This window comes from Streptomyces sp. NBC_00328 (assembly GCF_036139655.1).
In the GTDB taxonomy this organism is placed as follows: Bacteria; Actinomycetota; Actinomycetes; order Streptomycetales; family Streptomycetaceae; genus Streptomyces.
In genome coordinates, this window is sequence record NZ_CP108013.1 from 9,076,870 (window position 1) to 9,102,972 (window position 26,103).

26 protein-coding genes are annotated in these 26,103 nt (G+C 70.9%); 19 read left to right on the plus strand and 7 right to left on the minus strand.

What is annotated here, in order from left to right:
* Window positions 1–52: 52 nt before the first annotated feature.
* The gene (locus OG485_RS39855) at window positions 53–1,672 is read right to left on the minus strand and encodes an FUSC family protein (RefSeq protein WP_328673598.1); all 1,620 of its coding nucleotides are present in this window, start codon (window positions 1,670–1,672) and stop codon (window positions 53–55) included.
* A 103-nt stretch (window positions 1,673–1,775) separates the two neighbouring features.
* On the opposite strand from OG485_RS39855, the gene OG485_RS39860 reads away from it, so the two are divergent.
* Window positions 1,776–2,333 carry a MarR family winged helix-turn-helix transcriptional regulator gene (locus OG485_RS39860; RefSeq protein ID WP_328673600.1) on the plus strand — a complete coding sequence of 186 codons (558 nt, stop codon included), beginning with the start codon at window positions 1,776–1,778 and terminating at the stop codon, window positions 2,331–2,333.
* Window positions 2,334–2,344: 11 nt separating this feature from the next.
* Entirely contained in the window at window positions 2,345–3,661 is a 1,317-nt protein-coding gene (locus tag OG485_RS39865) for an alpha-amylase family glycosyl hydrolase (RefSeq protein WP_328673602.1), read from the plus strand.
* A gap of 198 nt (window positions 3,662–3,859) precedes the next feature.
* Here the strand turns inward: OG485_RS39865 and OG485_RS39870 are convergent, their stop codons facing one another.
* Window positions 3,860–4,474 (minus strand): helix-turn-helix domain-containing protein, encoded by a 615-nt coding sequence (locus OG485_RS39870; RefSeq protein WP_328673603.1) that lies wholly within the window; start codon window positions 4,472–4,474, stop codon window positions 3,860–3,862.
* A 441-nt stretch (window positions 4,475–4,915) separates the two neighbouring features.
* Here OG485_RS39870 and OG485_RS39875 point away from each other — a divergent pair, with 441 nt between their 5' ends.
* The 13 genes from OG485_RS39875 to OG485_RS39935 all read left to right on the plus strand — a co-directional run bounded on the left by OG485_RS39875 (window position 4,916) and on the right by OG485_RS39935 (window position 17,963).
* A complete protein-coding gene (locus OG485_RS39875) occupies window positions 4,916–5,185 on the plus strand; it encodes a phosphopantetheine-binding protein (protein ID WP_328673605.1) in 270 nt (89 codons plus the stop codon).
* Window positions 5,178–5,945, plus strand: coding sequence for an SDR family NAD(P)-dependent oxidoreductase (locus OG485_RS39880; RefSeq protein WP_328673607.1), 768 nt, complete (start codon window positions 5,178–5,180; stop codon window positions 5,943–5,945). The genes OG485_RS39875 and OG485_RS39880 overlap by 8 nt, the downstream gene beginning before the upstream one ends.
* Before the next feature lie 25 nt (window positions 5,946–5,970).
* Window positions 5,971–6,441: a MaoC family dehydratase gene (locus OG485_RS39885; protein WP_328673608.1), complete on the plus strand. Its 471-nt coding sequence runs from the start codon at window positions 5,971–5,973 to the stop codon at window positions 6,439–6,441.
* On the plus strand, window positions 6,441–7,247 hold the full coding sequence (locus OG485_RS39890) for an SDR family NAD(P)-dependent oxidoreductase (protein ID WP_328673609.1): 807 nt from the start codon (window positions 6,441–6,443) through the stop codon (window positions 7,245–7,247). The genes OG485_RS39885 and OG485_RS39890 overlap by 1 nt, the downstream gene beginning before the upstream one ends.
* Entirely contained in the window at window positions 7,237–8,565 is a 1,329-nt protein-coding gene (locus OG485_RS39895) for a beta-ketoacyl synthase N-terminal-like domain-containing protein (RefSeq protein ID WP_328673610.1), read from the plus strand. The genes OG485_RS39890 and OG485_RS39895 overlap by 11 nt, the downstream gene beginning before the upstream one ends.
* Window positions 8,562–9,875 carry a beta-ketoacyl-[acyl-carrier-protein] synthase family protein gene (locus OG485_RS39900; protein ID WP_328673612.1) on the plus strand — a complete coding sequence of 438 codons (1,314 nt, stop codon included), beginning with the start codon at window positions 8,562–8,564 and terminating at the stop codon, window positions 9,873–9,875. Before OG485_RS39895 ends, OG485_RS39900 begins: the two co-directional genes overlap by 4 nt.
* A gap of 5 nt (window positions 9,876–9,880) precedes the next feature.
* The gene (locus OG485_RS39905; protein ID WP_328674827.1) at window positions 9,881–10,594 is read left to right on the plus strand and encodes an alpha/beta hydrolase; all 714 of its coding nucleotides are present in this window, start codon (window positions 9,881–9,883) and stop codon (window positions 10,592–10,594) included.
* Window positions 10,595–10,708: 114 nt separating this feature from the next.
* Window positions 10,709–11,710: an ACP S-malonyltransferase gene (locus tag OG485_RS39910; protein WP_328673614.1), complete on the plus strand. Its 1,002-nt coding sequence runs from the start codon at window positions 10,709–10,711 to the stop codon at window positions 11,708–11,710.
* A 572-nt stretch (window positions 11,711–12,282) separates the two neighbouring features.
* Window positions 12,283–12,513 carry a DUF397 domain-containing protein gene (locus tag OG485_RS39915; protein WP_328674828.1) on the plus strand — a complete coding sequence of 77 codons (231 nt, stop codon included), beginning with the start codon at window positions 12,283–12,285 and terminating at the stop codon, window positions 12,511–12,513.
* Between the two features lie 79 nt (window positions 12,514–12,592).
* Complete coding sequence (locus OG485_RS39920) at window positions 12,593–13,396, plus strand: SAM-dependent methyltransferase (RefSeq protein WP_328673616.1); 804 nt, start codon at window positions 12,593–12,595, stop codon at window positions 13,394–13,396.
* A gap of 469 nt (window positions 13,397–13,865) precedes the next feature.
* Entirely contained in the window at window positions 13,866–15,785 is a 1,920-nt protein-coding gene (locus OG485_RS39925) for an FHA domain-containing protein (protein WP_328673618.1), read from the plus strand.
* A 282-nt stretch (window positions 15,786–16,067) separates the two neighbouring features.
* Window positions 16,068–16,694: a TetR/AcrR family transcriptional regulator gene (locus OG485_RS39930; RefSeq protein ID WP_328673620.1), complete on the plus strand. Its 627-nt coding sequence runs from the start codon at window positions 16,068–16,070 to the stop codon at window positions 16,692–16,694.
* A gap of 264 nt (window positions 16,695–16,958) precedes the next feature.
* Window positions 16,959–17,963, plus strand: coding sequence for a patatin-like phospholipase family protein (locus OG485_RS39935; RefSeq protein ID WP_328673622.1), 1,005 nt, complete (start codon window positions 16,959–16,961; stop codon window positions 17,961–17,963).
* Window positions 17,964–18,074: 111 nt separating this feature from the next.
* Here the strand turns inward: OG485_RS39935 and OG485_RS39940 are convergent, their stop codons facing one another.
* Window positions 18,075–18,605: a hypothetical protein gene (locus tag OG485_RS39940; RefSeq protein WP_328673623.1), complete on the minus strand. Its 531-nt coding sequence runs from the start codon at window positions 18,603–18,605 to the stop codon at window positions 18,075–18,077.
* 210 nt (window positions 18,606–18,815) lie between these two features.
* Here OG485_RS39940 and OG485_RS39945 point away from each other — a divergent pair, with 210 nt between their 5' ends.
* From OG485_RS39945 to OG485_RS39960, 4 genes are all read left to right on the plus strand, one after another.
* A complete protein-coding gene (locus OG485_RS39945; RefSeq protein ID WP_328673624.1) occupies window positions 18,816–19,559 on the plus strand; it encodes a class I SAM-dependent methyltransferase in 744 nt (247 codons plus the stop codon).
* Window positions 19,560–19,866: 307 nt separating this feature from the next.
* Window positions 19,867–20,046, plus strand: coding sequence for a hypothetical protein (locus OG485_RS39950; RefSeq protein WP_328673625.1), 180 nt, complete (start codon window positions 19,867–19,869; stop codon window positions 20,044–20,046).
* A 39-nt stretch (window positions 20,047–20,085) separates the two neighbouring features.
* A complete protein-coding gene (locus OG485_RS39955) occupies window positions 20,086–20,883 on the plus strand; it encodes a hypothetical protein (protein ID WP_328673627.1) in 798 nt (265 codons plus the stop codon).
* Between the two features lie 169 nt (window positions 20,884–21,052).
* The gene (locus tag OG485_RS39960) at window positions 21,053–21,778 is read left to right on the plus strand and encodes a spermidine synthase (RefSeq protein ID WP_328673629.1); all 726 of its coding nucleotides are present in this window, start codon (window positions 21,053–21,055) and stop codon (window positions 21,776–21,778) included.
* Between the two features lie 40 nt (window positions 21,779–21,818).
* Here the strand turns inward: OG485_RS39960 and OG485_RS39965 are convergent, their stop codons facing one another.
* Genes OG485_RS39965 through OG485_RS39980 form a run of 4 tightly spaced genes read right to left on the minus strand, consistent with a single transcriptional unit; the run spans window position 21,819 to window position 26,100 of the window.
* Entirely contained in the window at window positions 21,819–22,715 is an 897-nt protein-coding gene (locus OG485_RS39965) for an STM4011 family radical SAM protein (RefSeq protein ID WP_328673630.1), read from the minus strand.
* Window positions 22,716–22,722: 7 nt separating this feature from the next.
* On the minus strand, window positions 22,723–24,075 hold the full coding sequence (locus OG485_RS39970) for an STM4012 family radical SAM protein (RefSeq protein WP_328673631.1): 1,353 nt from the start codon (window positions 24,073–24,075) through the stop codon (window positions 22,723–22,725).
* Window positions 24,072–24,878, minus strand: a complete 807-nt coding sequence (locus OG485_RS39975) for an STM4013/SEN3800 family hydrolase (RefSeq protein WP_328674829.1) — start codon at window positions 24,876–24,878, stop codon at window positions 24,072–24,074. Before OG485_RS39975 ends, OG485_RS39970 begins: the two co-directional genes overlap by 4 nt.
* A gap of 58 nt (window positions 24,879–24,936) precedes the next feature.
* On the minus strand, window positions 24,937–26,100 hold the full coding sequence (locus tag OG485_RS39980; protein ID WP_328673632.1) for an STM4014 family protein: 1,164 nt from the start codon (window positions 26,098–26,100) through the stop codon (window positions 24,937–24,939).
* Window positions 26,101–26,103 lie beyond the last annotated feature (3 nt).

The following is a 26,103-nucleotide window of genomic DNA, read 5'->3' on the forward strand; positions in this document are numbered from 1 at the left end:
TCGGCCAGGACCGCTTTCCATGGGCCCGGCCTCGACCCCGCGCGCTTCGCCGTCAGCCGGTCGCCGTCGCGGTCGCGTCGGATGTGAGGACCGGCGGCGGACCGAACAGCGCGCTGAGGACGTCGAGTTGGGCGTCGATCGTCTCAAGGGCGGTGAGGACGGCGGGGACAGAACCGTCGGCGGGAGCCGTTGCCCCGGGTGCCCGCGACAACTCCTGGGGGGCCGCTTCCGCGGCGGAGGGCGGGGCCGGGCGCCGTCCGATCGCCCGGCGTACGGTCAGCGCGTGCGCCGCGACCCGAGCGCGCCGCTGTGCCACGGCGGGGTCGGCGGTCAGCGTGTCCGGTGCCGACCCGGCGGCGTCGGTGAGGTCGTCGACGGGGTCGGCGCAGCGCCGCAGTGCCGTCACGGACCGGAGCGTGAAGCGGTCCGGGTGCCATCGCGCGGACACGGCCCGGGGGAGGGGCGCAGCGGCAAGGATCCGCATCGGAGCCGTCACGATCGCCAACTGCTCCACCCGGTAGGCGAATCGGGCCTGCGCCAGGCGGACGGCCCGGCCGTCGCGCCAGTCCGTCTCCAGCAATTCGCCCAGACTCGACAGCGCCGCCGCGGTCCGGGCCCGTATCACCGCCTCGGTCCGGATGGGCAGCACGAGCCAGGAAGCGGCGATGCCGAGAACCGCGCCGACCGCGATCCCGGCCAGCCGGGTGTGCAGCAGGTCGCCGGGACTCTGCCCGAACCAGTCGTAGAGCAGCGAGAGTACGGCGGTGACGCAGCCCGCCCAGTACGCGTAACTGAGTTCACGCAGCCATGTGGCCACGGCGAGCACGACGAAGATGACGACGACCGCGGTGTTCGACCGAGGTCCGAACTCTCCGGAGGCGGCGGTCGCCGCCAGCGTGCCGGCCGCGGCGCCGAGCGTGCGCCAGGCCCCTTTGACCAGGACGTCGCCGCGGCTGCGCGCACCGCTGCACACCAGGAAAGCCGTGAGGACCACCCAGGCCCAGTGGTCCGGCCACAGGTTCCGGCCGATCGCGAACGCGGCGGTGAGCGCCGCCGCCATCTGCAGGGCCATCCGGGTGCTCGCGGTCAGGCGGCGGCGCGGGGCGCGGGGCACCGTGGTCACCTTGGCGGACGGCGGCCGTGGTACGAGACCGGTGCGCTGCGCGGTCCACGTCACCACGGTTCCCCAGGCGACCGCCGCCAGCGCGGTCACCGCCGCCCAGGCGGTGTTCTCGTGCCCGTCCGCGGGAACCGCCCCGGCGGGTACCACCAGGACCGCTATCAACGGAAGAACGACGAGCGTGCCCGCTCGCGTGGCGCGGGCACCGAACCGGCGCACCCAGATCGCCCCCGCGACCCCCACGACGAACGCCGCGTCACCCGTGAGGGGGTGCTGCTGGATCAGGGTGCTCAGCTCCGTGCCGGCCGCAGCCGCGCAGGGCAGCACGACGCAGGCCGACAGCCGGTCCGTCCGGTCGAAGAGGCGTTGCACGCGACCGAGCGCCGAGGCGATCACCACCGCCTGCACCACACTGTCCACGCGCAGTCCCGCCTCGTGCTCGACGAGCAGGGCCCAGCCGTACGTGCCCAGGACGGTCGCCATGGTCACGGCCGTCGTCCGCAGGTGTGCCCCTCGCGGATCGAAGTGCAGCGCACGACGCGTCGACTTCATGAAGCTACGCAACACGTAGGGTCACCGCCAAGAAATCCCGCTGGAACCAGCCATCTGGAGACTCACCTTCGAGCGATATCGTAAGTGATACCTTAGCAATGTGATGGGAGAGCGAACAGAACGCGAGGACGCGGAACGCGTCGGGCCCGAGGGTGACGCGGAGCGGGCCGGGTCCGAGGGTGACGCGGAGCGGGCCGGGTCCGAGCGGCGGGACGGCCGGGCCTCCGCCGAGATCCGGCAGGGCGTCATCCGGCTCGCCCGCAGGCTGAGCGCGGAGCGGCCCATGGACGGGCTCAGCCTCAACAAGAGCAGCGTCCTCGGCCACCTGCGCCGCAACGGCCCGATGTCGGCCGGCGCGCTGGCCGCCGCCGACCATCAGCAGCCGCAGTCCCTGACACGGGTCTTCGCCGACCTCGAACAGGAAGGTCTGATCAGCCGCACGCGCGACGCGCAGGACGGGCGACAGCGTGTGGTGGAGCTGACCGAAGCGGGCCGTGCGGCCCTCGCCCGCGACATGGCGCAGCGCGATGCCTGGCTCGAAGTCGCCCTCGTCGACCTCACCGAGACGGAGCGTCAGGTCCTCCTGCTCGCCGCCCGCCTGATGAACCGCCTCGCCGACTCCCCGGCCGCCGTGCCCGGCTCCATGACCCGACCCCACTGACGGAGGCTCCCGTGTCCTGGCCCGACCACGCCATCTGGTGGCATGTCCACCCCTTGAGTTTCCTCGGCGCGGAGGCGGACGCCCTGTCCGCCGGCGCGCCGGTGCGGCACCGGCTGCCGGTCCTCGCCGACTGGCTGGACCATTTGGTCGGGCTCGGCTGCAACGGCCTCGCCCTGGGGCCGGTCTTCGCCGCCGAGACCCACGGCTACGACACGACCGACCACTTCCGCGTCGATCCCCGCCTGGGCACCGAGGCCGATCTGGTCGAACTGATCGACCGTGCCGCGTCGCGCGGGGTCCGCGTCCTGCTCGACGGCGTGTTCAACCACGTCGGAAGGTCCTTCGCGCCCTTCGCCGACGTGGCGCGGCGCGGTACCGACTCCCCGTACGCCGACTGGTTCGTCCCCGAGGGCGACGACTTCCGGACCTTCGAGGGGCATCGTCATCTCGTCACGCTGAACCACGCGTCCCCCGCGGTCGCCGACCATGTCGTTGAAGTCCTCGGCCACTGGCTCGACCGGGGCGTCGCCGGCTGGCGGCTCGACGCGGCCTACGCGGTTCCGCGGCCCTTCTGGCGGACCGTCACGGACCGGGTCAGGTCGCGTCACCCGGGCGCGTGGTTCAGCGGCGAGGTGATCCACGGCGACTACGCGGCGTACGTCGTCGAGGGCGGACTCGACACCGTGACGCAGTACGAACTGTGGAAGGCGATCTGGAGTTCGCTCAACGACCGCAATCCGCACGAACTGGCCTGGGCGCTCAAGCGTCACAACGCCATGCTCGACACCTTCGCGCCGCAGACGTTCGTCGGCAACCACGACGTCACCCGCGTCGCCAGCAGGCTGGAGGAGCCCGGTCATCTGGCGCACGCGCTCACCGTGCTCTTCACCGTCGGGGGGACACCGTCCGTCTACGCGGGAGACGAACGGGCCCGCACGGGAGTCAAGGAAGACCGGGTGGGCGGGGACGACGCCATCCGTCCCGCGTTTCCCGCCTCGCCGTCGGAACTCGGCGCCGACGGACTGGCCGTGCAGCGACTGCACCAGACCCTGGTGGGCGTGCGTCGCCGCCACCCCTGGCTGGTACGTGCCCAGACCCGGGTCCACACCCTCGACAACACCGTCCTCAGCTACACCCTGGCGGCGCCCGACGCCGGCTCCACTCTCGCGGTCGCCCTCAACTTCGGCCCCGCTCCGGCCACCGCCGGCATTCCGGCCGCCGAGTGGACGCCGGTCGCGGGCGACGCGTCCGTCGATTCCGCCACGGGTACCGTGTCGCTTCCCGCGACTGGCTGGTTCATCGCCACGACATCGGGAATCCACAACTGATCCCGGGCCGGACGGCGCTGATTTTCCGGCAGCGGCCATGGCGAGGAATCAGTGGTAGTGCGCCCGTCGCGACATCAGGGCGCACAGAAAACGCCGACGTGCCGAATCCGTCCTGGCGGAAATCGTTTCAGCCGTGTTAGTGAACCGTCGATTTCATATCGTTGAAACGCTCGCGCAAGTCGATTCCGGACACCTGCATCACGCAGCGTCCGCACCGAATGCGCGAGCCCATGCATTGCGCCAGAGCGTGAGCCGGCGCCCTCGTTGTCCGCATGCCTGGACATAGGCGACGAGCAGTTCCTCCGACGGCATGCGAAAACCGGCCAGAATGTCGGCGACCGTACTGCGCGGCAATGGTCCGGCGCCGAGGTCGCGGGCCTTCTTCTCCATTTCGCGCAGCGACGGCTGGCCTGCGGCGAGCCGTGCCTGGTGCATCGCTTCGAGGAGATGGGCCGGGTGGTACACGAGTTCCAGTTTCCGTTCGCCGCGTGGCGCGGGCGCGACCTCGCGGCCGTCGGGAGTGTGGCCGGATTGCCGCGCAGCCTGCTCCCAGCGCATTCGGGCCTCGCGCCGCGTGGCCCCGCAGACCTGCGCATACGCTTCCACGACATGGCGGCGGGGCAGGAAGGTGCCGCGGTCGGCCCGGGACAGGGTGACGGCGGAACAGGCGGGATCCGCGATCCGCGGACTCTCCGTCCGCTCCGCCATCTGCCGGTAGGTGAGCCCGGATCGTTGACGCAGTGAGCGTAGCCATTGAGCCAGTTCATAACACTGCGCGGATTGCGGGATGGGTGTTCTGCTCCGCCCCACCACTGCCCCCTGGATGTCGAGACTGCCGGACGCGTGACGCGTTCGATGGTATGTCGATCGACGACGCCCACTGATTCGGTCGATGCCGGGGCCCAGGCATTGCGTACCACTAGGAGGGCCCGTTTTTGTCTTTACTTGGGCTCACATAGATCGACGCTATGGATGGCCTCGATGAAGAGTCAAGGAGGCTTTAACTTACTTTACTCTGCATGGGGATCCTTTTCCTTTCGGTGGATCTTTGGTTCATTTTGTCCGGGAAGTGGAGTGATGGGATCCGTGCGTCCACATGGGGTTTTGTGCGAGCGTCGGTCCGGCGGCCCAGTGGGTGTCCCGAATCCTGCTGCATAACGGCCTTGCTGGCTCATTCACCGCTCTGCTGACATGGATTTGCCCGGCTGGAGGTGCCGGCCGGTCCTGCCCCTGCCAAATCTGCGGAGGAATGCGATGACCACCGTGTCCCATGCTGCCCAGGCCGAAATCATCGAGTTGCTCAAGGAGGTCAAGCCGGGCATAGCCGACCAGGCGATCGAGCCCGGACTCTCCGTGGTCGAGGACCTGGGCCTCGACTCGCTGGACCTGCTCCAGCTCGCCCGCCGCATCAACCGCCGCTTCGGCATCGAGTTCGACCTCGACCAGTGGAACGCCGAAGCCGACGAGCACCACCGCAGCATCGCCTCGATCGTGGCCGTCGTGGCCGCCGGCGAACGTGCCTGAGCCGGCCGCGGCCACCCGCGTCGCCCTCGTCACGGGTGGTTCACGGGGGATCGGCGCCGCCGTCTCGTACCGCCTCGCCGCCGACGGACACACCGTGCACCTCGTCTGCCGCAGTGCCCTGGACGCCGGACGCCGTGTGGTGAAGGAGATCGAGGCCGCAGGCGGCCGCGCGGTCCTGCACCAGGCGGACATCGGCGACGAGGCCGACGTCGAGGGCCTGGTCGAGCGGGTGACCGCCCAGGAGGGCGCACTGCACGTGCTGGTCAACAACGCGGCCGTGATCGACGACCAGCTCCTCGCGGTGACCCGCACCGACCGCTGGGAGAACGTTCTGCGGACCAATCTCACCGGTCCCTTCCTCACCAGCAGGGCGGTTCTGCCGACGATGCTGGACCAGGGCTGGGGGCGGATCATCAACATCTCCTCCAACTCCGCGCGTACCCCGGGACCGGGGCAGAGCGCCTACGCGGCGTCCAAGGGCGGCCTCGAAGCCCTCACCCGCGCCCTGGCCGTGGAGGTCGGTCGCAAAGGCATCCGGGTCAACTGCGTGGCGCCCGGCAAGGTCCGCACCGAGATGACCGCGGCCGTCGCCGACCAGCTGGGCCCGGACAGTGACGGCACCCGCTGGGGGCTGCCCGAGGACATCAGCGGACTCATCGCCTTCCTCGCCCGTGACGAGGCGGACTACATCCAGGGCCAGACGTTCACGGTGGACGGCGGCCGCATGGTCATGCGCAGCCCGGGCCGGCGATCCCGGTGAACCGGCGGAGAACGGAGGAACAGCCGTGGGGGCTGTGAAGTACTGGGAGGACCTGGCGCACGCGCCGGTGCGCCGGTTCGGACCGGTGGTTTTCGGCGGCGCGCTCCTTGACCAGCTCCTCGACCTGATGGGGGAGAAGCACCCGGTGCACGACAGCGACGACTTCGCCCGGGGCACGGACCGCCGGCGGCGCATCGTGCCCGGAGGCTTCATCCACTCCATCACCTCGGGCTGGGTGGTCCAGCACGGCTCCCCGGCCGCCATCGTCGGAATGCGGAGGCTGAGCTGGGACTTCGTCAGGCCGCTCTACCCCGACACCCCGTTCTGGTTCACCACCGCCACCGACAGGGCGGAGGAGATCGACGACCGGATCGGCCTGGTCGAGACCACCCGCCGGGTGTTCGACGAGAACGACCGGACGTACGCCATCGGACACATGAGCGTCGTACTGCTGCGGCACGCCGCGCGGACCGCGACGGCAGAAAGGGTTCAGTGATGGACAGTCAGTATCAGCCCCTCAAGGGGCGGGTGGCCCTGGTGACCGGCGGCTCGCGCGGCATCGGCGCGGGCATCAGCCGCAAACTCGCGGCCTGGGGAGCGACCCTGGCCGTCAACTTTGTCGACCGGGAGGGCCCGGCCAAGGAACTCGCCGAAGAACTCGGCGAGCAGGGTACGGAAGTGACACTGCACCGCGCCGATCTGAGCGAGCCCGCCGAGATCGAGAACCTGATCGCGGAGATCGGCGAGATCCACCAGGACCTCCACATCCTCGTCCAGAACGCTGCCGCCACCAAGTTCGCCCGGCTCGCGGAAGCCTCCCTCGGCGACTGGCAGTTCGTCCAGGACACCAACTCGCGGGCCACCTGGCTGCTCGCCAAGCACGCGCTTCCGCTGATGCGTGAGCGCGAGGGAGCCCGGTTCATCACGATCACCAACTCCACGACCACGCGCATCATCCCGCGCGCCGGACTGTTCGCCGCGGCCAAGGCGGGACTCGAGGCGCTGACCGACTACCTCTCCTACGAGCTGGCGCCCTACGGCATCGTCGCCAACTGCGTACGTCCCGGGCTCGTCCAGACCGGGGTCTTCAAGGTCCGCCCCGACTTCGCCCACGGTGTCACCAAGGAACTGTCCGTCTCGCCGTGGCCGGGTGACCGCATGACCACGCCGGAGAACAGCGCGGACGTGGTCGCCCTGCTCTGCCTGGAAGAGGCGTCCTGGATCGCCGGACAGACCATCACGGTGGACGGTGGATACCGCCTGTGGGGCGGCATCAGCGGCGGAGGCCGACGTGCCGAGTGAACGCGCAGCCGCGGAGGCCGTCGGCGTGACGGGAGAACACGCCGGACGGCAGGACCGTCCCGGCATCGTGGTCACCGGCATCGGCGTGATCTCCCCGGCGGGCATCGGTGCGGCCCGGCTGTGGGAGGCCATGGCGGCGGGCAAGACCTTCTTCGACACCGGGGGCCACGACGGGCCCGCCCCCGCACTGCCGTGGCCGTCGGCCTCGGTCGACACCACGGAGATCACCTGGCCCGCCGGCCGCGACTGGGCCAACGCGGGCAAGTACGCCAACCAGTCGGCCCGTTGGGCCGTCGCCGTCGCGGGTCAGGCCCTGGAGCAGGCCGGGATCACCGGTGACACGGAGGACGTACGCGGCGGTACCGTGATGGCCGTCGGCAGCAGCAGCGACGAACTGAGCGACGTCATCCCGCAACTCGCCTCCCGTTTCCGCAACGACCCGAGGCCCCTCGCGAAGTTCCTCCACGACGAGGTGCCTGACTACTCCTACATACGCGGCATCCCCTCCCAGCTGGGCCAGTTCGTCTCCATGGCCAGCGGATTCCGGGGTTCGAACGTCGCGGTCTACGGCGAGGCCGCGGCCGGCGGCACCGGCGCGCTCGCCCTGGCCGTAAGGCTGTTGGAGTGCGGCGAACTCGACCGGATGCTCGTCGTGGGCGTCGGAGCGCCGCTGACGACCACCGCGATGGCCGCCTTCGACCAGGACGAGCCCCTCGGTACCCGCGCCACGGCCGGCGCCGGGCCCTTCGACGCCGACAGGTCGGGGACCCTGCTCGGCCAGGGCGCCGCCGCGGTCCTCCTGGAGCGTGCCGACGCCGCGCGCGGCACGGCCCGCGCCCGGCTCGCCGGCTGCGAGGTGCTGGCCGCCGCCGACGTCACGGCCTCCGCCGAACTCGTCGTCGACACCGTACTCGCCGACGCGGACACCACACCCACCGTCTGGTGGGCACACGGCGCGGGTTCCGCCCGCCTCGACCGCGTGGAGACCCGGGCCGTACTGCCCCGCGCGGGCAGCCTGCCCGTCACCGGCTCGAAGGGCACCATCGGCAACGCCTTCGAATGCTCGGCACTCATCGACACCGCGCTGGTCGTGGAGAGCCTCGGACGCGGAGCACTTCCCCCCGTGGGCCTGCTGCGCCGCCCCGACCCCGGACTCGGCGGTCTGGATCCGGTCATGGGGGAGACCCGCCCCCTGGGGCCGGCTCCGACAGCGCTGATCACGGCGTTCAACCAGGGACAGCACTCGACAGCGGCGGGAGCCCTGGTCATCGCATCGACGCACGGGACCCCGGCCGACGACGGGAAGGCACGGACATGAGCGACGACATCGTCATCACCGGCATGGGGGTGATCACCCCCATCGGCGGGGACGTCGAGACGTTCTGGTCGGCCAACCTCGAAGGCCGCTCCGGAGTGGTCCGGGAAGAGCGGATGGACACCAGCGGACTGCCCTGCGGCTGGACGGCAGGGCTGATCCCGGAGGACGTCAAGGCGAAGGTCGCCGCGGACTACGGCGCCCCCGACAGGTCCTGGGGCGACTCCCTCATGCTCGCCTCGGTGGACCAGGCGCTCGGCGACGCCCGTCTCGGCGAACTGCCCGCACAGGCCGGTCCGGCCGCCCTGGTCTACGCGCGCGTGTGGCCGGGCCCCACCGGCTCGTTCCCGCAGGACTACGTCACCCATATGGAAGACCTCGCCGAACGCTACGACCGGATCGGCAACGAACCCGCGGCCGTCCTCGAATCCCTGCGCGCCAGGCATCTCCCGCCCGAGACACGGGACTTGTCGGCGTATCCGACCGAGATCACCGAGCGGCTCGGGACGGCCGTCATCCCCGTACGACTGGAAGCCACCTGCTCCGGCGGCCTGCGCGCCATCGCCGAAGCCGCCCGGCTGCTGCGCTCGGGACGCGCGCGGTACGCGGTGGTGTCGGCGGCCGTCTCCCGCAACACACCGTACGTACTCTCCCAGTACGGCCAGCTCATGGCGCTCTCGCGCTGGAAGGGCGACCCCGCGCTGGCCTCCATGCCCTTCGACAGGCGCCGCACGGGCATGGTCATCAACGAGTCGGCGGGCGCGCTCGTCCTGGAGACGGCCGGGCACGCCGCCCGACGCGGGATGACCCGGCCGTACGCCGTCATCGGTGGCTGGGGGCTCGCGGTGGACACCCGCCACATGACCGCTCCCAGCGTGGACATGATCGAACGCGTCATGCGGACCGCCCTCGAACAGGCCGGCGCGCACCCGGACGATGTCGACACCATCAACGCCCACGGCACCTCCACCCGCCTCAACGACGTCACCGAAGCCCGCGCGCTGCACCGGCTCTTCGGCGAACGGACGGCCGACCTCGATGTCAGCGCCGTCAAGTCACTGACCGGGCACGGCTCCGCGGCCTCCGGCGTGGTGGAGACCGCGGCGGCGGCCCTCACGATGTGCCGGGGGATCATCCCGCCCGTCACGACCTCCACCGAGCCCGACCCCGCCTGTGCCGTGCGCACCTCCCTCACCCCGGTACGGCGACCGGTCGCAACCGTGCTGAAGAACTCCTTCGGTTTCGGCGGCCAGTACGCGTCGATGCTCTTCCGCCGGCCGGCCACGCCACGGCCGGCACCCCAGCCGGTGTGAGCACGATGGACCGGCTGCACTACGAGACGGCCGACCCCACCCGACCGCACCGCGGCACCGTCGTGTGGCTGCACGGCATCGGCCAGGCACCGGGCGACCTGATGGCCGTGACCCAGCGGTTCCGGCTGGCCGAGGCGGGAGTGCGCGGGGTGTTCCCGCGCGCGCCCGTCGCGGCTCCCAGCCTGCTGAGCGGGCTGGCGGTGCCCTGCTGGTTCCCGCAGAACCTCCTCACGCTCGACCGGATGGACGTCGAGGGCCTGCTGGCGGCGCACCGGCCGCTCTCGAAGCTGCTGGAGGCGGAGGCCGACCGGATCGATGCCGGGCGGATCGTGCTCGCGGGCTTCTCCCAGGGCGCCACGGTCGCTCTGACCATGGCCCTCACCTACACCCGACGGCTGGCGGGCGTGGCACTCTACGCGCCCTTCATGCCCCCCGATCTGCCCGCACTGCTTCCGACCGGCCGTCCGTCGCCCGCCAACAGCGGCCTGCCGGTCTGGATCGGCCACGGGGCACGGGACTGGGTCGTCCCCGAACGCAGCGGTGCCGGGCTGAGAGACCTGCTCACCAGCTGGGGACACCCGGTGACATGGCAGCGCTACCCCGGCGGACACGAACCGTTCGCCGGAGTACGGGCATCGCTTCCCGTCTACCTGAGTGAGGTCCTGGACGTCCACGTGCCGCGGGTCCCCGGGGCGGGACCGGCGGCACGCGCCCGCTGACCGGGGTCACCGGCACGCTCTCCTCGCACCGCCCGGACTTCCGGAACCGGCCTCCCCCTGCCGGTTCCGGAAGCCCGGGCCACCCGCACGCCGACCGGAAAGGCGTCCGCACCGATGTCACAGGAGTCATCCCTGAGAACGGCTCAGCGTCCGGAGACCGTGCCGTTCGGTGTCGGCCTGCTCTTCCCCGGTCAGGGAGCCCAGCGCCCCGGCATGGGTGAGCCCTGGCGCGGCACCCCGCACTGGAAGGTCGTCGCGCGTCTCTCCGAGGTCTGCGGACGGGATCTCGGCCGACTGCTGCTCGACGCCGGAGCCGAGCAGCTGACCCGCACGGACAACGCCCAACTCGCCACCTTCACCCTGGAGATGGTGGTGCTCGACGCGCTGCGCACAGCGGTGGGCGACCTGCGTCCCGCGGTGTGCGCCGGACACAGCCTCGGCGAGTACGCCGCCCTGACCGCCGCCGGGGTGCTCGACCCGGAGGACGCCATGCGACTGGTCGCCGAGCGCGGGGCCGCCATGGAAGAAGCCAACCGGCTCACGCCCGGCACCATGGCGGTACTCATGGGCACCGACATCGTGCCCAGAACGCGGAGACTCGCCGCCAGGATGCGTGCCGCGCACCGGGCGCGGGTGTGGGTCGCCAACATCAACGGCGCCGAACAGGTCGTGATCTCCGGCACCGTCGAAGCGGTGGCGGCGCTGGCCGACGAGGCCGCGCGCGACGGCGCCCGCGCCATCCGTATCCCGGTCGGCGGCGCGTTCCACACCCCCTTGATGGCTCCGGCCGTCCCCCGCCTGGCCGAAGCCGTCGACCGCACTCACCTCCACCCCGCGCGCTGTTCGGTGATCGCGAACGTCGACGCCCGCGCTCACCTCCACGATCAGGAACGATGGCGGACGATGATGCTTCGTCAGGTCGTCATGCCCGTGCGCTGGGCGGGCTCCATGCGCACGCTCGCAGCCACGGGCCGCGGCCGTCTCCGCCTCATCGAGGTCGGCCCCGGCACCACACTCGCCAACCTCGCGCGCAGAGCCCTGCCCGACGGGGTCCCGGTCCGTTCCGTGGCCACTCCGGCACAGGTGGAGACCCTCGCCGCCGAGTGGTGGCGGTGACCGACGCCACCTGACGCGCGCCGACCGACGCCTGCGACCGCGTGGTCCGCGCCGACAACATCCGGGGCAGGAAGGGGAGTTCGGTCGCTGTGCGGTGGCGCGGGGATCAGCAGACCTGTCCGTGAGGGGGAAGGTCATGGCAGACTGCTCGGCGTCCAGGGGGTCGATGAGGCGTGAGACGTGAGCCCACCGCGGTCTGCTCCGACCGTTCGCGATGCGGTGCTGGGCGTACCACCGCGCCGTCCGCGATGGATGAGCAGCCGAATGAGCGGCCGAACCTCCTCGTCTTACAGGTGAGCCGGGCTTGCGTCACACTGCCGCTCCCGAGACGGTCCGGGTCCCTCTCCCGCCTGCCGCCCCCGGATCTCCCGGACACCGTCGGCACCACACCGGCCTCGACGATGCCGGTACGGCGAGGACCGGGAGCGAGTCGCCCTGCGCGGCGCGGACTCTCGTCGCACCGCGACGAAGTCCGCCCGCACCGCGCGCTGTCCGGCCGGACGACTGCCCAAGCCATGCCCACACGACGTACCAGGGAGTTCCTGGTGGACGTCCGCAAGGAGACAGAGACGATGAAGCACGCCGTGAACGCCGCCGAAGAGCTGGGAACCCAAGGGTGGAGCAGACCCTGGAGCGCCGGCAGCGACGGCGGTTGCGTCGAGATCAAGAAGCTCGGCGGCGGCATCGTGGCGGTCAGGCAGGCGACGGACCCGGACGGCCCTGCCCTCATCTGTGCCTCGTCGGTCATCGCCGAGTTCGTCGGCGGTGCCAAGGAGGGACGAGCGGACTTCCTCGTCGTCTGACACACGTCCCTCTGACGGCAGTGCCCGGCCACGACCCGATCAATTCCTACGATCACGCCCGTAACGGCGGAGGACCGAAGTGACAGACGCAGGAACACGCGCGGAAGAGATCGACACCAGCAAACCCCAGTCGGCGCGCATGTACGACTACTTCCTGGACGGCAAGGACAACTATCCCGTCGACTGGGAGGCTGCCGAGCAGGTCATCTCCTTCTTCCCCGCGGTCAAGGAAATGGCCCGGACCAACCGGGACTTCATGCATCGTGCTGCCCGACTGCTGGCACGGCGGGGCATCCGCCAGTTCCTGGACATCGGCACCGGAATCCCGACCGCGCCGAACCTTCACCAGATCGTCCAGGCCATCACCCCCGCCGCACGCGTGGTGTACGCCGACAACGACCCGATCGTCCTGCGGCACGCGGAGGCGCTCCTGCACAGCGACCCGCAGGGACGTACCGCCTACATCCAGGCGGATGCGCAGGAGCCGCAGAAGATCCTGGCGGCGGCACGGCAGACCCTCGACTTCGATCAGCCGGTCGCCCTGTCCATGATGGCCCTCCTGCACCTGGTGGGGGACGAGGACGACCCGTACGGCATCGTGGCGGAACTCCTCGACTCCCTCGCTCCCGGCAGCTACTTGGCCCTGTCCCACGCGACAGGGGACTTCGACCCCGAGGCATGGGAGCGGGTCGTGGAGGTCTACCGCAAGGGGGGAACTACGGCGCAGGTCCGATCGCGCGCCGAATTCGCCAGGTTCTTCACCGGACTTGAGCTCCTCGACCCCGGCATCGAACTCGCCGCCGAGTGGGATCCCGAGGGAGGGCGCGCGCACACCGAGGGCGAACAGATCCCGCTGTATGTGGGCGTCGCCCGGAAACCGTAGGAGCCGCATCCGGCCACCGGGCCCGGCGGTGACCGGGTCCGCGGCAGACGTGGAGAAGCCGGACACGTCTGTCGCGGCCGAGCCCTGACGACCCGAGCCGGTCCGGGGCGCCCGGGTCCGCGAAGCGGGGGCGCGCACGGCGACGCGCACGGCAACTCCCCTGCGGCGCCGCTCGGCTGACATCGAGCCGTCCGTGAGGCGCGGCCGTGCCGGCCCTGGCGTGGTCCGTTCCGCCGACGCCGGACAGCCTCTCCCGAAAGGCTCCGGACTCGGGCATGATGGGGCATCCGTACCGGTCAAGCGACTCTACGCAGTTGTCGGACTGAACCGTTCACCGTTCCCGTACGTCGAGTGAATGTCGCGCCGCCCTACCCGTCGCACGCTCCCCGGTCACGCCGCCCTGACGTGTGTACGGGGGCACCGCGACAGCGGCAATGTCGTCAACCTGGGAGGAAGTCCAGTGGCGCCGGTGCTTGTTGGACGCGAAGGACTACTGGCCGGAGAACGGATACCGGTGATCGGCACCCGGGTCACGTTCGGACGCAACCCCGAGAACACCGTCGTCGTCTCCAGTCCGAGCGTCTCGCGCTTCCACGCGGAGATCGTCCTGGACGACACCCAGGGCTACGTTCTGCGTGACTGCGGCAGCAGCAACGGCACGCTGGTCAACGGCGAGGAGATCGACTCCCGGCTCCTCGAACCCGGGGACGACATCACCATCGGCGACCAGGAGTTCCGCTTCGAGGTCGCGGACGCCATGGAGACGATCATGGCACTCTCCTTGCCCAGGTCGCTGACCTGTGGTGACGAGGAGATCGAGCGTGGGCCGGTGCTGCGGGTCACCATCGCGGGCGGCGGCCCCGTCGGCCTGTCACTCGCGTTGCTGCTGGAGCACTTCCTCGGCGCCCAGGTGAACATCACCATCTATGACGGCCGTTGGCACAAGCAGGGCCGCAAGATCGTCTGGAAGGACGAGAGCCAGGGCAATGTGCGGCGCCAGCAGGTGGTGACCGTGCAGAGCCGCCAGTACCTCAGCCTGCCCGATGAGGTGCAGGCCCGGCTCTTCGACCCGGACAGCTACACCGAGATGTGGCCGTCGGGTCCCGACTCCATCGGCGATCACCACCCGCGCAACATGCGCATCGCCTACATCGAGGACCGGCTCCTTGAGGTGGCGAACGAGAAGCGGAGTCGCATCCAACTCGTTCCGGCCCGGTTCGACGTCGACGAGCAGCAGGAGGCGCTGGCCACCCAGCACGTACTGGCGATCTGTGACGGCGGGCGGTCGCACACGCGAGAGCACTTCGCCGCCAAGTTCGGCAAGGCGGACGAATCGATCTACTCGCTGGGCGGCCGTCATCTCCAGGATGTGGTCCTCGGTCTGCGTGTGAAATCGGGTCTGGCCGACCCCATGGCCGTTCTTCTGACCGTCGGGCAGAACCGCTTCCTGCTCAACTCCCTGCGCGGCGAGGGCTTTCTCAACATGCGCCTGACGGACGCGGAGGCCGCGGAGGTCGTCGGCATCGACCCGGTCCGCCGCGTCTTCGAGGAGTGCATCGCCTCTCGGCCCTGTCTGATGGGACGCGACGAGCACGGCGACTTCCGGTGCTCCACGCACAGCACGCTGTTCCTGCCGGCCCTCATCAAGGGCTCCGCTCTGTGGAAGCGGGTGGGCGAAGGGCTGCGTCTGTTCGGTGTCGAGCCCGGTGAACTGCGTGCCGTCACCTCGTTCCGCCTCAGTATGGTGCAACGCCCCCGGTTCACGGCCGAGTTGCTGCCGCCCACGGCCAACTCCACAGGCACGTACGGCTTCCTGCTGGGCGACGCCGCCAACGCCATCCACTTCTGGCCGGGCCGGGGACTCAACAGCGGCCTGGCCTCGGCCGTCTCGCTCGCACGGTCCCTCAACGGCGCGTGGAACGGCAAGCCTTTCCGGGACGCGGACTTCCTGCGCCACGAGGCCGCCATGTCGATGCTCCAGTATCGCCACAAGAGCCGCGCCTGGAAGGCGATGGTGACCACGGACGACCAGGGGGCGACCTGGGCTATCAAGGACATCATCGCGCACGGCATCGACGGAATCGCCGAGGACCCGGATCGCGAGGCCGACACCGCGACGCTGCTGGAGCGGCTGCGGGGCATCCGTTCCCGGCTGGCGAAGCGCATGACCGGCATGCCGGACGACGAGGCGATCCTGGAACGACTGGGGACCCTGGAGGACAGGACGCTCCGCATGCTGGTGCTCAGCGGTGCCTGGGACACCCTCACCATGGGCGGCGAGGAGGTCGACATCGACATCTTCTACGGCCCGGACTCCGCGGCCGCGGCGGCGGCCGTCGAGGCGCTCGAGCCGGCCGCCGCCTCCGATCCGGCCGTGGCCGCCGGCTGACGACCGGACCCGGGCCGGCTGACGACCGGGCCCGGGCCGACTGACGATCGCTGGTCGGGCCCGGCCGGCGACGGGCGTCCGGTCCGGATGACCACGGGCCGTCCGGACCCGATGACCACGGGCCGTCCGCAGCGGATGACCACGGCGCTCCGGACCGACTGGCCACGGCGCTCCGGCCGGCCGGCCGCTCGCTGGCCGGCGGACCGTGAGGGTAAAGTGGGGCGTTCAGTCCCTTGTCACCAGCGGCTCATGAAGGCAAGACCCATGCGGGAGCGAACGAGCGTGCCCAGCGAGCGAGAGCCGGGCGTCCCGGTGGTCGGTCGATCCGCCCAGGCCGCGGCGACGAGACAGCAGATCGTCGAGACGGCCAAGGGGCTCTTCGCCGGCCGCGGCTACCAAACGACCTCGTTGCAGGCCATCGCGGACGAGATGGGACTCACCAAGGCCGCGGTCTATTACCACTTCCGGACCAAGGCGCAGATCCTCCAGGCCTCGCTCGATCCGGCGGTGGAGGAAATGACCGTGCTCCTGGACGAGTTGGCGGGCATGGCGTCACGGCAGGCGAGGCTGGACGCGTACGCGGTCGGCTGGGTCGATTTCCTGGTCCGCAACCGCGAACTCGGAACCATGCTCCTGCACGATCCCGAGATCCGGGCCGCCAGCGTCTTCGCCGAGAACGACGGGCGCAGGCGACGCATTCTGCGGGTGCTGTTCGGCGGCTCGCCCACGCCCGCGGAGCGCATGGCCTACGTGATGTGCGTGTGGATGCTGGAGGGCCTCGGTGAACTGTCCGATCTCCCGGACGACGACCTGAGGGCCACCCTGCTCCTGACCGTCCGGGGCCTCCTCGCGGTGCCGGGTGCCGCGGGCTCCGGGCCCGGAGGGTCCGCGGAGTCCGGCGAGGCATGAGGCGAGGCCTGCGAGGTGCCCCGTTTGGCTAGCCATCGGCTAGTGAGTGGCTGTTGACTGGTAAAGTGATTGCCTGGGCGGACGGTGCTGCCACACCCTGTGGCAGCGGCCGGGACTGTCGCCGCCCGCACGGCCGAGCGGCGGTCGGCCGCCCAGCGGCAGCCAGGCCATGATCCCCGGGGGCGGGCGCGCTCGTGCTGTGCCGTCCCCGGGCGCTGCGTGCAGAAACCACCCCCCGAGCTGTCCCCTGGAGCCCTGACCGCGATGACGACGACCGCCACGACCTCTGCCGCCACGTCCGAGCCCGAGGAGCCGCACCCGGTCTGGGGCGTGCTCACCGAGCGCGCGCGAACCGGCAGCCGCCCCGGCGCGCGCGCCGACGGGCACCGCGTCGCTCTGGCCATCGAGGGCGGCGGGATGCGCGGCATCATCGCCGGCGGGATGGCCCTGGCCCTCCACGAACTCGGACTGACCAACAGTTTCGACGCCGTGTACGGCGCCTCCGCCGGTGCCGCCTCCGCCGCGTGGCTGCTGAGCACGAGTCCGGAGTCGCTGCGCTTCTGGGCTGTTCCCAAGTACGCCCGGACGCTCATCCGGCGCTCGAACCCGCTGCGCGGCAGGCCGCTCGTGGACCTGCACGCCTTCTACGAGGTGCTCTACCGCTACGGCGACCAGGACTGCGCACCGATGGACTTCGCCTCGATCCTCGCGAGCGACATCGAGTACCACCCACTGGCCACCGACGCCGGGACCGGGGAGTCAACCGACCTGCGGCCCTTCATAGGCGACGCCGCGGAACTGCGCCTCGCACTGCGGGCGAGTGCGTCCCTGCCACTCCTGGCGGGAGAACCGGTGACCCTGCGCGGACGCCGGTTCTACGACGCGGGCGTCTCCGAATCCGTGCCCTACCGAACCGCGCTGGCTCAGGGGGCGACCCACGTCATGGTGCTGCGATCGCGGCGTGCGATCGATGTGGCCCGGCCGTCCCGCTCCGCTCCATGGATCGCGAAGACGGTGCTGCGGCGTGAACCCGCGGCTTTGCGGCAGGTGTTCCTCGACCGCGAAACGCGCCTGGCCGAGGACGATGCCCGCCTGACCGACCACGAGGCCGTCGTCTCGATCCGTCCCGCCCCGGACTCGCCGACCGTCGGCCGGCTGGCGAGCGAGGGTGACCTGCTGGAAACCGCGCTGGAAGCCGGCCGTACCGCGGTACACGACACCTACGGTCGCCTGTTCGGCGCTCGCGAACGCCCGGCGGCCACCGACTGACGCGCGGAGCCCCCGCCGTACGCAGCAGGCCTTGCCGCCGGGCAAGATCCCGACAAGGTCTGCCCGGAGCCCGGAGCCCGGAGCCCGGAGCCCGCCGGCCGTGGGCGTCCGTCAGCCGTCGCCCAACTCGACGAAGCGACCTGCCCAGGCCCGGAACCGATCGTCATGCTCCTTGCGCGCTTCCCAGAGCGCGTTCGGATCCTCCGGCGGTCCGAGCCCGAACGTCCGGTCCAGCCAGGCGAGGAACTCGGTGTGGCCCTCGCTGTGTTCCTCGACGATGTCCGGATCGAGGAATCCTTCCGAGACCGGCTCGCTGTCGATGGCGAGTAGCCGGAACAGCTCCCTGAGGTCCCGCGCGATCACGTAGAGGTCGCCCTCGTCGCCGACGAGGACGACGGGCGAGGCGGCGAGTTCGGCGCGATCGTCGCACCGCCACAGGGCGTAGTGGGAGCCGGTGCCGTTGGCCTGCGCGAAGGGGACGAACCGGCTGAGGAACTCGGCATCCTCCGACCAGGTGTGGAGTCCGGCGTCCCCGCCGTACTCGCACAGTTCGAAGCCTTCCGAGTAGTACACGGGACCGAGCCGGTCCTCGAACTCCTTGAGCAGGTTCAGTTCGGGGACGGGCGAGTACGGCTCGCTCATGCGACCTCCTGGGCCGTCCCGGCAACACGGGTTCGTCTGCTCGGGGCCGGGCCCGCACAAGATATCTTTCGAGGCTTTCGATGCCGCGACCGGTGCCCGTCCCTCCCCGGAGGGCGGGCGCGGACCGTAGCGCTGATCCCCGTTTCCGCAAGACCGCCAGTTCCCCGGGCGGCGGCCCGGTGAGGGGGGCTTCTTCGCATACTGAGGGGCATGGCCATCTATGACACGCTCGGCGCGACCTACGGCCGGACCCGGCAGCCGGATCCACGGATCGCCACGCAGGTGCATGCCGCGCTCGGGGACGCCAGGACGGTGATCAACGTAGGAGCGGGCACCGGTTCCTACGAGCCGGGGCAGACGGTTCTCGCCGTCGAGCCCAGCCAGATCATGATCGCCCAGCGCCCGGGAAGGTCCGCGCCCGCCGTGTGCGCGGTCGCCGAGCGTCTTCCGCTGCGCGACAACGCCGCCGATGCCGTCATGGCGCTGCTGACCGTCCACCACTGGAGCGACCTCGCGGCCGGGATCGCCGAACTCCGCCGGGTCGCGCGCCGCCGTATCGTCATCCTGACCTGGGACCAGGAGATCTTTCGCGAGAAGTTCTGGCTCGTACGCGAATACCTCCCGCAGGCCGCGGCGTTCGACGACACCAGAGCCGTCCCGATCGACCGGCTGGCCACACTGCTGGGCGGGGCACGTCAGGAGCCCGTCCATGTCCCGCACGACTGCACGGACGGGTTCGGCGCGGCGTACTGGCGCCGCCCCCACGCCTACCTCGACCCCCAAGTGCGCGCCGGTATCTCCATGTTCGCCCAGACCGGACAGGACGTTCTCGCTCCGGGCCTGGCCGCGCTCACCGACGACCTCGCGACGGGTGACTGGCACCGGCGTCAAGCCGATCTGCTCGCGCTCGACACCATCGACGTCGGCTATCGACTCCTGGTGGCGGACGTCTGACCTTCGCGCGGACTCCAGGTCACGTGCCTGCCCCACTCTGCCTCTGACAACTACCGTTCCTGCCGTATGACTTGTTCACCCGTTCTCGGTCTTTCCGACGCGTCGTACGGGCACGGCAGCTTCCGGATGCTGCCGCGACTGGCGTCCGTGATCGGGTCGAGTGGGCCGGTCAGCGTGCTCGCGGGCCTGGGAACCGCACTCCTTACCGTGCTCGTCACGCGGGTCACCGCCAAGGGTGACGAGCCGTCGCCCAGGCAGAGTGTGCCCCCGCGCGCCGCCCGGCCTGGCCGCGAGCGCGGGAACGGCGGTGATCGCACTGTCGCGGGTGGTCCTGTCGTACCAGTCCGTGGCTGCCTGGATCCAGACCTCGTTCGACGGCGCGGGCCTGCTGTCCGAGCCCGGCGAACTGCGTGGAAGCCCTGCCGCCCTCGTTCGCCAGGCTGTTGGTGAGTACGCGCTCTCGCACACCAGCAGCCCCTTTGCCTGACCCCGAGCGGTGTCAGACCCCCGTGGCACACTCCGGTGCATGTCTCTCGCCGATCTCACACTTGACCACTGGCGCTCGTTCGACCTGCGGACCGCGCGGGGAGTCGCCCAAGAAGCAGCCGACCTGGTGGGTGGTCGTGTGACCGTGGTCGAGACCGCCGAGCACCTCGGATCCCCGTTCCATCGTGTCCGGATCGAGCGGAACGCCCAGGACTTCGCACTGATACCGGGCGGCACGGTCGAGGTCGGTTTCGACCTCGACTCGTGGCAGCCGACGGCCGACCAGACCGCCGACTACGCGCGGAGCCTTGAGACCGGATTCGGTGTCGGCCCCGATCTGCGGGCCTACCTCGCGCGGACTCTCAGCCCCCGGAGAAGCGTCACACTGGCCACCGTGCTCATGGCCGTGGAGGACGAGAAGCTGACCGGGCTTCCGGCCGACACGCCGGCGGAACTCGCGGCTCGTGGCCTGCGTATGCCCACGTCCGACGAGTGGGAACACGCCTGTGGCGCCGGCGCCGGCACGCTGTTCCGATGGGGCGACGAGTGCCCGCTGGACCGCATTCCGTACGGGGACCGCACAGGGCCGCACCATGAGCCGAACGCCTTCGGCCTGCGCATCGCCTATGACACGTACAGCACGGAACTGACGAGCGACGTCACCGCTGTCCACGGCGGTGACGGCGGCGAGTCGGTGTGCGGCGGCTACGGCACCCTGCTGGCCTGGCTGCCCCTGGCCACCGCCAACCGCAACCCCACCATGGTCGAATTCGTCTACGGCCCCGAGGGCGAGGACCTTTGCGAGGACTTCTCCGTCCGCCCCGTGCTGACCCTCTGAGGGCCCCGCAGGTCCCGGACCTGGACGTGCACGACGGAGCGGACAGACTCGTTCCGGTGTGGTGCGACCGTTTGACCCCCTGTCGGAAGCGCTCCGTGTGAAGATCCTCCCAAGCATCGGACCCGAGCCGGACGGTGCGGCGGGACGAGACCGGGGAGAGCAGCAGCGGATGAGCGCACGCTTCGAGGAGATCGACTGGCGGCCGACGCCCATGGGCGAGATCAGCCTGCGCCGCCGGAGGGATCCGCTGTCGGGCGACGACGTGTACGAGGTGAAGCTCGGCGACGAGTACCTGATGTCCAGCCTCTTCACCACGGGGGAGGTCGAGCTGACCCGGATCGGTCTGGCGGAACTGCCCGAGGCCCCGCTCGACGTCGTGGTGGGCGGACTCGGCCTCGGGTACACGGCCAGGACGGCCCTGGACGATCCGCGCGTACGCTCGCTGATCGTCGTCGACACCCTGGCCGAAGTGATCGACTGGCACCGGCGCGGGCTCGTACCCCTGGGCGCGGGCCTGGCGTCCGACCCCCGGTGCCGGCTGGTGCGTGGAGACTTCTTCGCCATGACCACCGGCGAGCCGCGAGGCCTTGACCCCGACACCCCCGGCCGCCGTTTCCACGCGATCCTCCTGGACGTCGACCACTCGCCCCGCCATGTGCTGCACCCCGACCACGCCGTCCTCTACACCCGGACCGGTCTGACCGCACTGGCCGAACTGCTCCAACCCGGCGGCGTGTTCGCACTGTGGTCGAACGACCCGCCGGACCAGGAGTTCGGCTCGGTGCTCGCGGAGGTCTTCACGGACACCGCGGCACACGTCGTGGACTTCGACAATCCGCTTCAAGGCGGGACCGCCGCCAACACCGTCTACGTCGCCCGAAGGCGCGACGGCTGACACCAACCGGACCGGACGACCGCCACCGCGAGCCCGGCTCTCAGAGCGAGCCGGTCGCGGGGAGGACCGGAAGCAGCACCCGGTCCCGGTCCGGCAGCGCCCGCGGCACGCGTTCCAGGACGCCGCCCGCGAAGACGTCGTACAACGGCAGAGTCTCCAGGTGCACGTAGCCGATGTGGCAGTCGCACGCGGTCAGGGGGCAGGGGCGCGGGGCGAGCGCCGCACGGAAGGAGCCGTCGTACAGCCGTCCCAGTTCGGTCCGGACGAAGTGGCAGCGGCTCACCTTCCCGTCGCCGTCCACCGAGATGACCGACTCGCCGGTGCGGCAGGGCAGGCCGGCCGACCGGTGCGGGTGGCGGCTGAAGGGGAAGAGCGGGTCGAGCGCGGTCCACTCGGCTGCCTGTCCGTCCGTATAGGTGTGTCCTTCGGCGGCGTTCACCCACAGGTACACGTGCTCCGGGAGTTCCGCGCGCAGTCTGCGCGCGGGTTCCGCGTGCTCGGGCAGACCGACGACGCCGACACTGAAACGGACGCCCAGCTCACCGAGCCGCCGGGTCTTGGCGACGAACCGCTCGTGCGGCGTCTGCCCCGGGTGGTAGGTGCACCACAACGCCACCGTCTCCCGGTCCGCCGCCTCCAGCCAGTCGGTGCGGCAACTGAGGTTCGTCTGGATGGCCACACGCCTGATGTGAGGCTGGTGCGACAGTTCCACGAGGGCGCGGCGGTACCAGGAGCGGACCAGCCCCTCGCCCCACGGGGTGAACAGCACCGACAGCCGGTCCTCGCGCTGCTCGCCCGCCCACGCGGTGAACCGTTCCAGCGCCGCGCGGTCGGCCCGCAGTTGTGCGGGGGTGTCGCGGCGCTTCGCGAACGGACAGTACGGACAGTCGTAGTCGCAGGAGGCGAGCGGGCCGCGGTACAGGATCGTCAGGTCCACCGGAGCCTCACTTCGTCTCGTAGGCGGCCATGGCGTCCCGAACGGCCGGGGAGAAGAACTCGGGGCCTATCGCGTCCGAGTGGGCGAGTCCTTCCGCCGAGAGACGCAGCCGGTCCTCGTCCCGGTCCGCGAGCCATCCCCGTGCGGCGAGTGTGCCGATCTCGGACCGGAAGTCGTCGTACGGATCCGATCCGAAGCGCTGCCGGTAGTCCGCTACGGGCAGGCCCTCGGCCTGGAGGAGGGACTGGAGCAGATGCCGGCGCCGTGCCTCGTCCTCGTCGACACGGCGGCCGTGCAGCGCGTGCGAGAAGTCCTCGGTGGCGGTGTAGTCGTCGATGATGCCGCGGATCTCCCGCATCGACACCGCGTAGTCGAAGGAGTAGTGCAGCGTGGAGGTGTACGAACGGGCACCGCAGCCGAGGCCGATCATGCCGTCGGTCTGGCAGGCGTAGTCGTCCGGTCCCTGCGGTGGGGCGTCCGCGCGCCGGAACATGCGCATCGACACCTGCTCGTAGCCGTGTGCCAGCAGGTGGTCGCGGCCCTCCCGGCACCGGCGCAGCCGCTGTTCGTCCCAGTCCAGGTCGGCCGTCCGCGCGTCGGTGTGCCGGCCGAGGCCGGTGAGGGGACGGATGTAGAGGGGGTACAGGTAGATCTCCTCGGGCCGCCAGGCCAGGGCCGCGTCCAGAGAGTGGCGCCAGCTGGCCGCGGTCTGACCGTCGATGCCGTAGATCAGGTCGATGTTGAGGACCGGGACGGCCGCCTCGCGGATCCGTCCGAGCGCCGCCTCCACCTCGGAGCGCCGCTGCGGCCGTACGGCGGCACGGGACTCCTCCTCGACGAAGCTCTGCACCCCGAGGCTGAGACGTGTGGTGCCCCGCTCCACCAGCACGGCCAGCCGCTCGGCCGTGGCCGTGGACGGCGAGGCCTCCACGGACAGCGGGATCGCGCGGAGATCCGCGCCCATCTCCTGCTCGGCGATGTCACACAGCCGCTCCAGCTCGGAAGCCTCCAGGAACGTCGGCGTGCCGCCCCCGAACGCGGCGTTGGCGAAACGGGGCGTCTCCTCGTCGCCGAGTGCCTCGCGCATCGCGGCGGCCTGGCGCCGCACGGCGTCCAGATAGCGTCCCGTCAGGTCACCGGGAGCGCCGATCCGGGTGAACAGGTTGCAGAAGCCGCAGCGGATTTCGCAGAACGGGATGTGCAGATACAGCGACAGCGACCGCCGGGACTCGCCCGTCCACAGGTCCTTCAGCGCGGGGCGCGGGGCGAGGGGCCGGTAGGCGGTCTTGTGCGGATAGGCGTAGGTGTAGCTCTGGTACGGGCGTGGCACGCCGGTCGGGGCGGCGAGGGCGAGCGTCATACGGTCGGCTCCAGGAAGAAGTGGCTGTAGGGCACGGTCCACACGCAGTCGTGACCGAGACGGTGGCCGGTGTAGCCGTCGTCCCCGTAGGCGGTGCCGTGATCGGAGCAGACGATGGCGAAGCAGCGCCGGCGTGAGCTCATCGCGCTGAAGAGCCGTCCGACATGAGCGTCGATGTACTCGAGGGCCGCTGCGTGGGTGACCCGGCTGTCCCCGGTCTCGCGGGTGGCACCGGGCAGGTGGAACCAGTTCGGCTGGTGCAGCGCCGACGCGTTCAGGAACAGGAACAGCCGCTGCTCCGCGGGAAGTTCGGCCACGACCTTCTCCGCCCGTGCGACCTGGGCCTCGAAAGAGGTGGGCGAGGCCACTCCGAACTCCGGCTCCCAGTGGCTCTCCTGGAAGAGTCCGGGCAGTACGCCGCCCAGTGCGCCCTGCTTGTTGAAGAAGCCGACGCCCCCGATGCACACCGTGCGATAGCCGTGCGCGGCGAGGCCGGACACGAGGTCCGGGGTGTCGAAGACGAACGTGCGGTCCGCCGTCGTCTCGCTGCCCGCGAACCGTGCCGCGAACAGCCGCGGGTGCGGTCCCGGTGCCGCAGGGGTGGGCAGGAAGCCCGCGAACATGGCCTGGTGGGAGGCGTAGGTGAAGTTCCCGGGCGCGTGGCGCCGCTCCCAGGTGCCGCCGGGCAGATGCGCGGTCAGGTTCGGCAGACGGCCGGCCGCCGCGAGTTCGACGGCCACGTCGTGGCGCAGGGTGTCGAGGGTGAGCAGGAGCAGGTCGTCCCGGCCCACCACTTCGTTCATGTCCGGCGTCCCGGCCGGTTCCGGGGCGGAAGGCGGCATGGCCGGTGTGCGGTCGGGATCAGGCTGATGCATGTGGTGTCCTGGCAGGTGTGTCGAGCGGGGGCGCCGGTCGTACGGGGAAGTGTTCGGGGGAGAGGGAGCGGATCGCCGCGACCTGGGCGGCGTACGTGTCGAGGCCTTCCGCGCCGCTGCCCGGCAGGCCGGTCAGGCGGGGGAGCAGGTCACCGAAGGCATTGACCTCCCCGACCGCGAACCGGCGCCAGCCGACGGCGGGCAGCAGATCGACGCCCACGCACAGGGTGCCGGGGAAGCAGGCGGCGGCCCGTTCGCAGATGGAGAGGGCCTCCGCCCACCGGTCACCGGCCAGCGCGCGGACGGCCGCGAGATCGCCGCGCGCCCCGCCCAGATGCAGATTGGTCAGAGGTGAGCGGCTCGTACGCACCACGGCGTGGGTCGCGCGCCCGGCCACGACCACGACACGCAGGTCGGCCGACCTGCTGCCGAGCGAGGCCTTCGGCAGCCAGCGCTCGATGTGCAGTCCGTCCGGCGCGAGCGTGTCCACGATCGCGGCGATCTGCGCCTCGTCCGTGTAGCGGCGGATCCGCAGGGAGTTGTGCAGGTCGCCGGCCGCCGTGCGTTCGACCGAGGTGGTGGCCCGGATCCGGCCGGAGGCGGTCGTCTCGACGGCCAGCACACCCGACGCGGACGAACCGTGCGCGAGCTTGACGAAGACCCGCCGCAGCGCGGCCTCCGCCAAGAGATCGCGGACGTCGCTCCAACCCTCCACGGCACGCAGGGTTCCGGACGTGGGGGACTGCGGCACCGGCACACCCGCCGCGTAGAGACGGGCGTGGCACAGCCTCTTGTCGAAGAGCACGGCCAGATCAGCCGGGTCGTCGAGCCGCCGGCCCCCGCGCAGCGAACCCACACCGTCCAGGAAACCCGCGTACCAGCGCGCTGAACCCTCCACCCTGGTCGGCTCGTCGATGCCGCGCAACAGCCGGTCCACCTCGGCGTTCTCGCCGGGGGAGTCCAGCCGCACGACCTCGTCGTCCGCGAAGTCGTGCCCGCCGTCCCGCAGCACGTCCCGCCACTCGACCACGCGGGGCGTGCCGCAGCCCGCCTCCTCGGCCGCTGTCCTGAACAGAGCCACCCGGCGGTTCTCCCCGTTGGCGACGACCGCCCACTTCACCGGTACGCCGTTCGGCCGAAACCCGCCCATCCC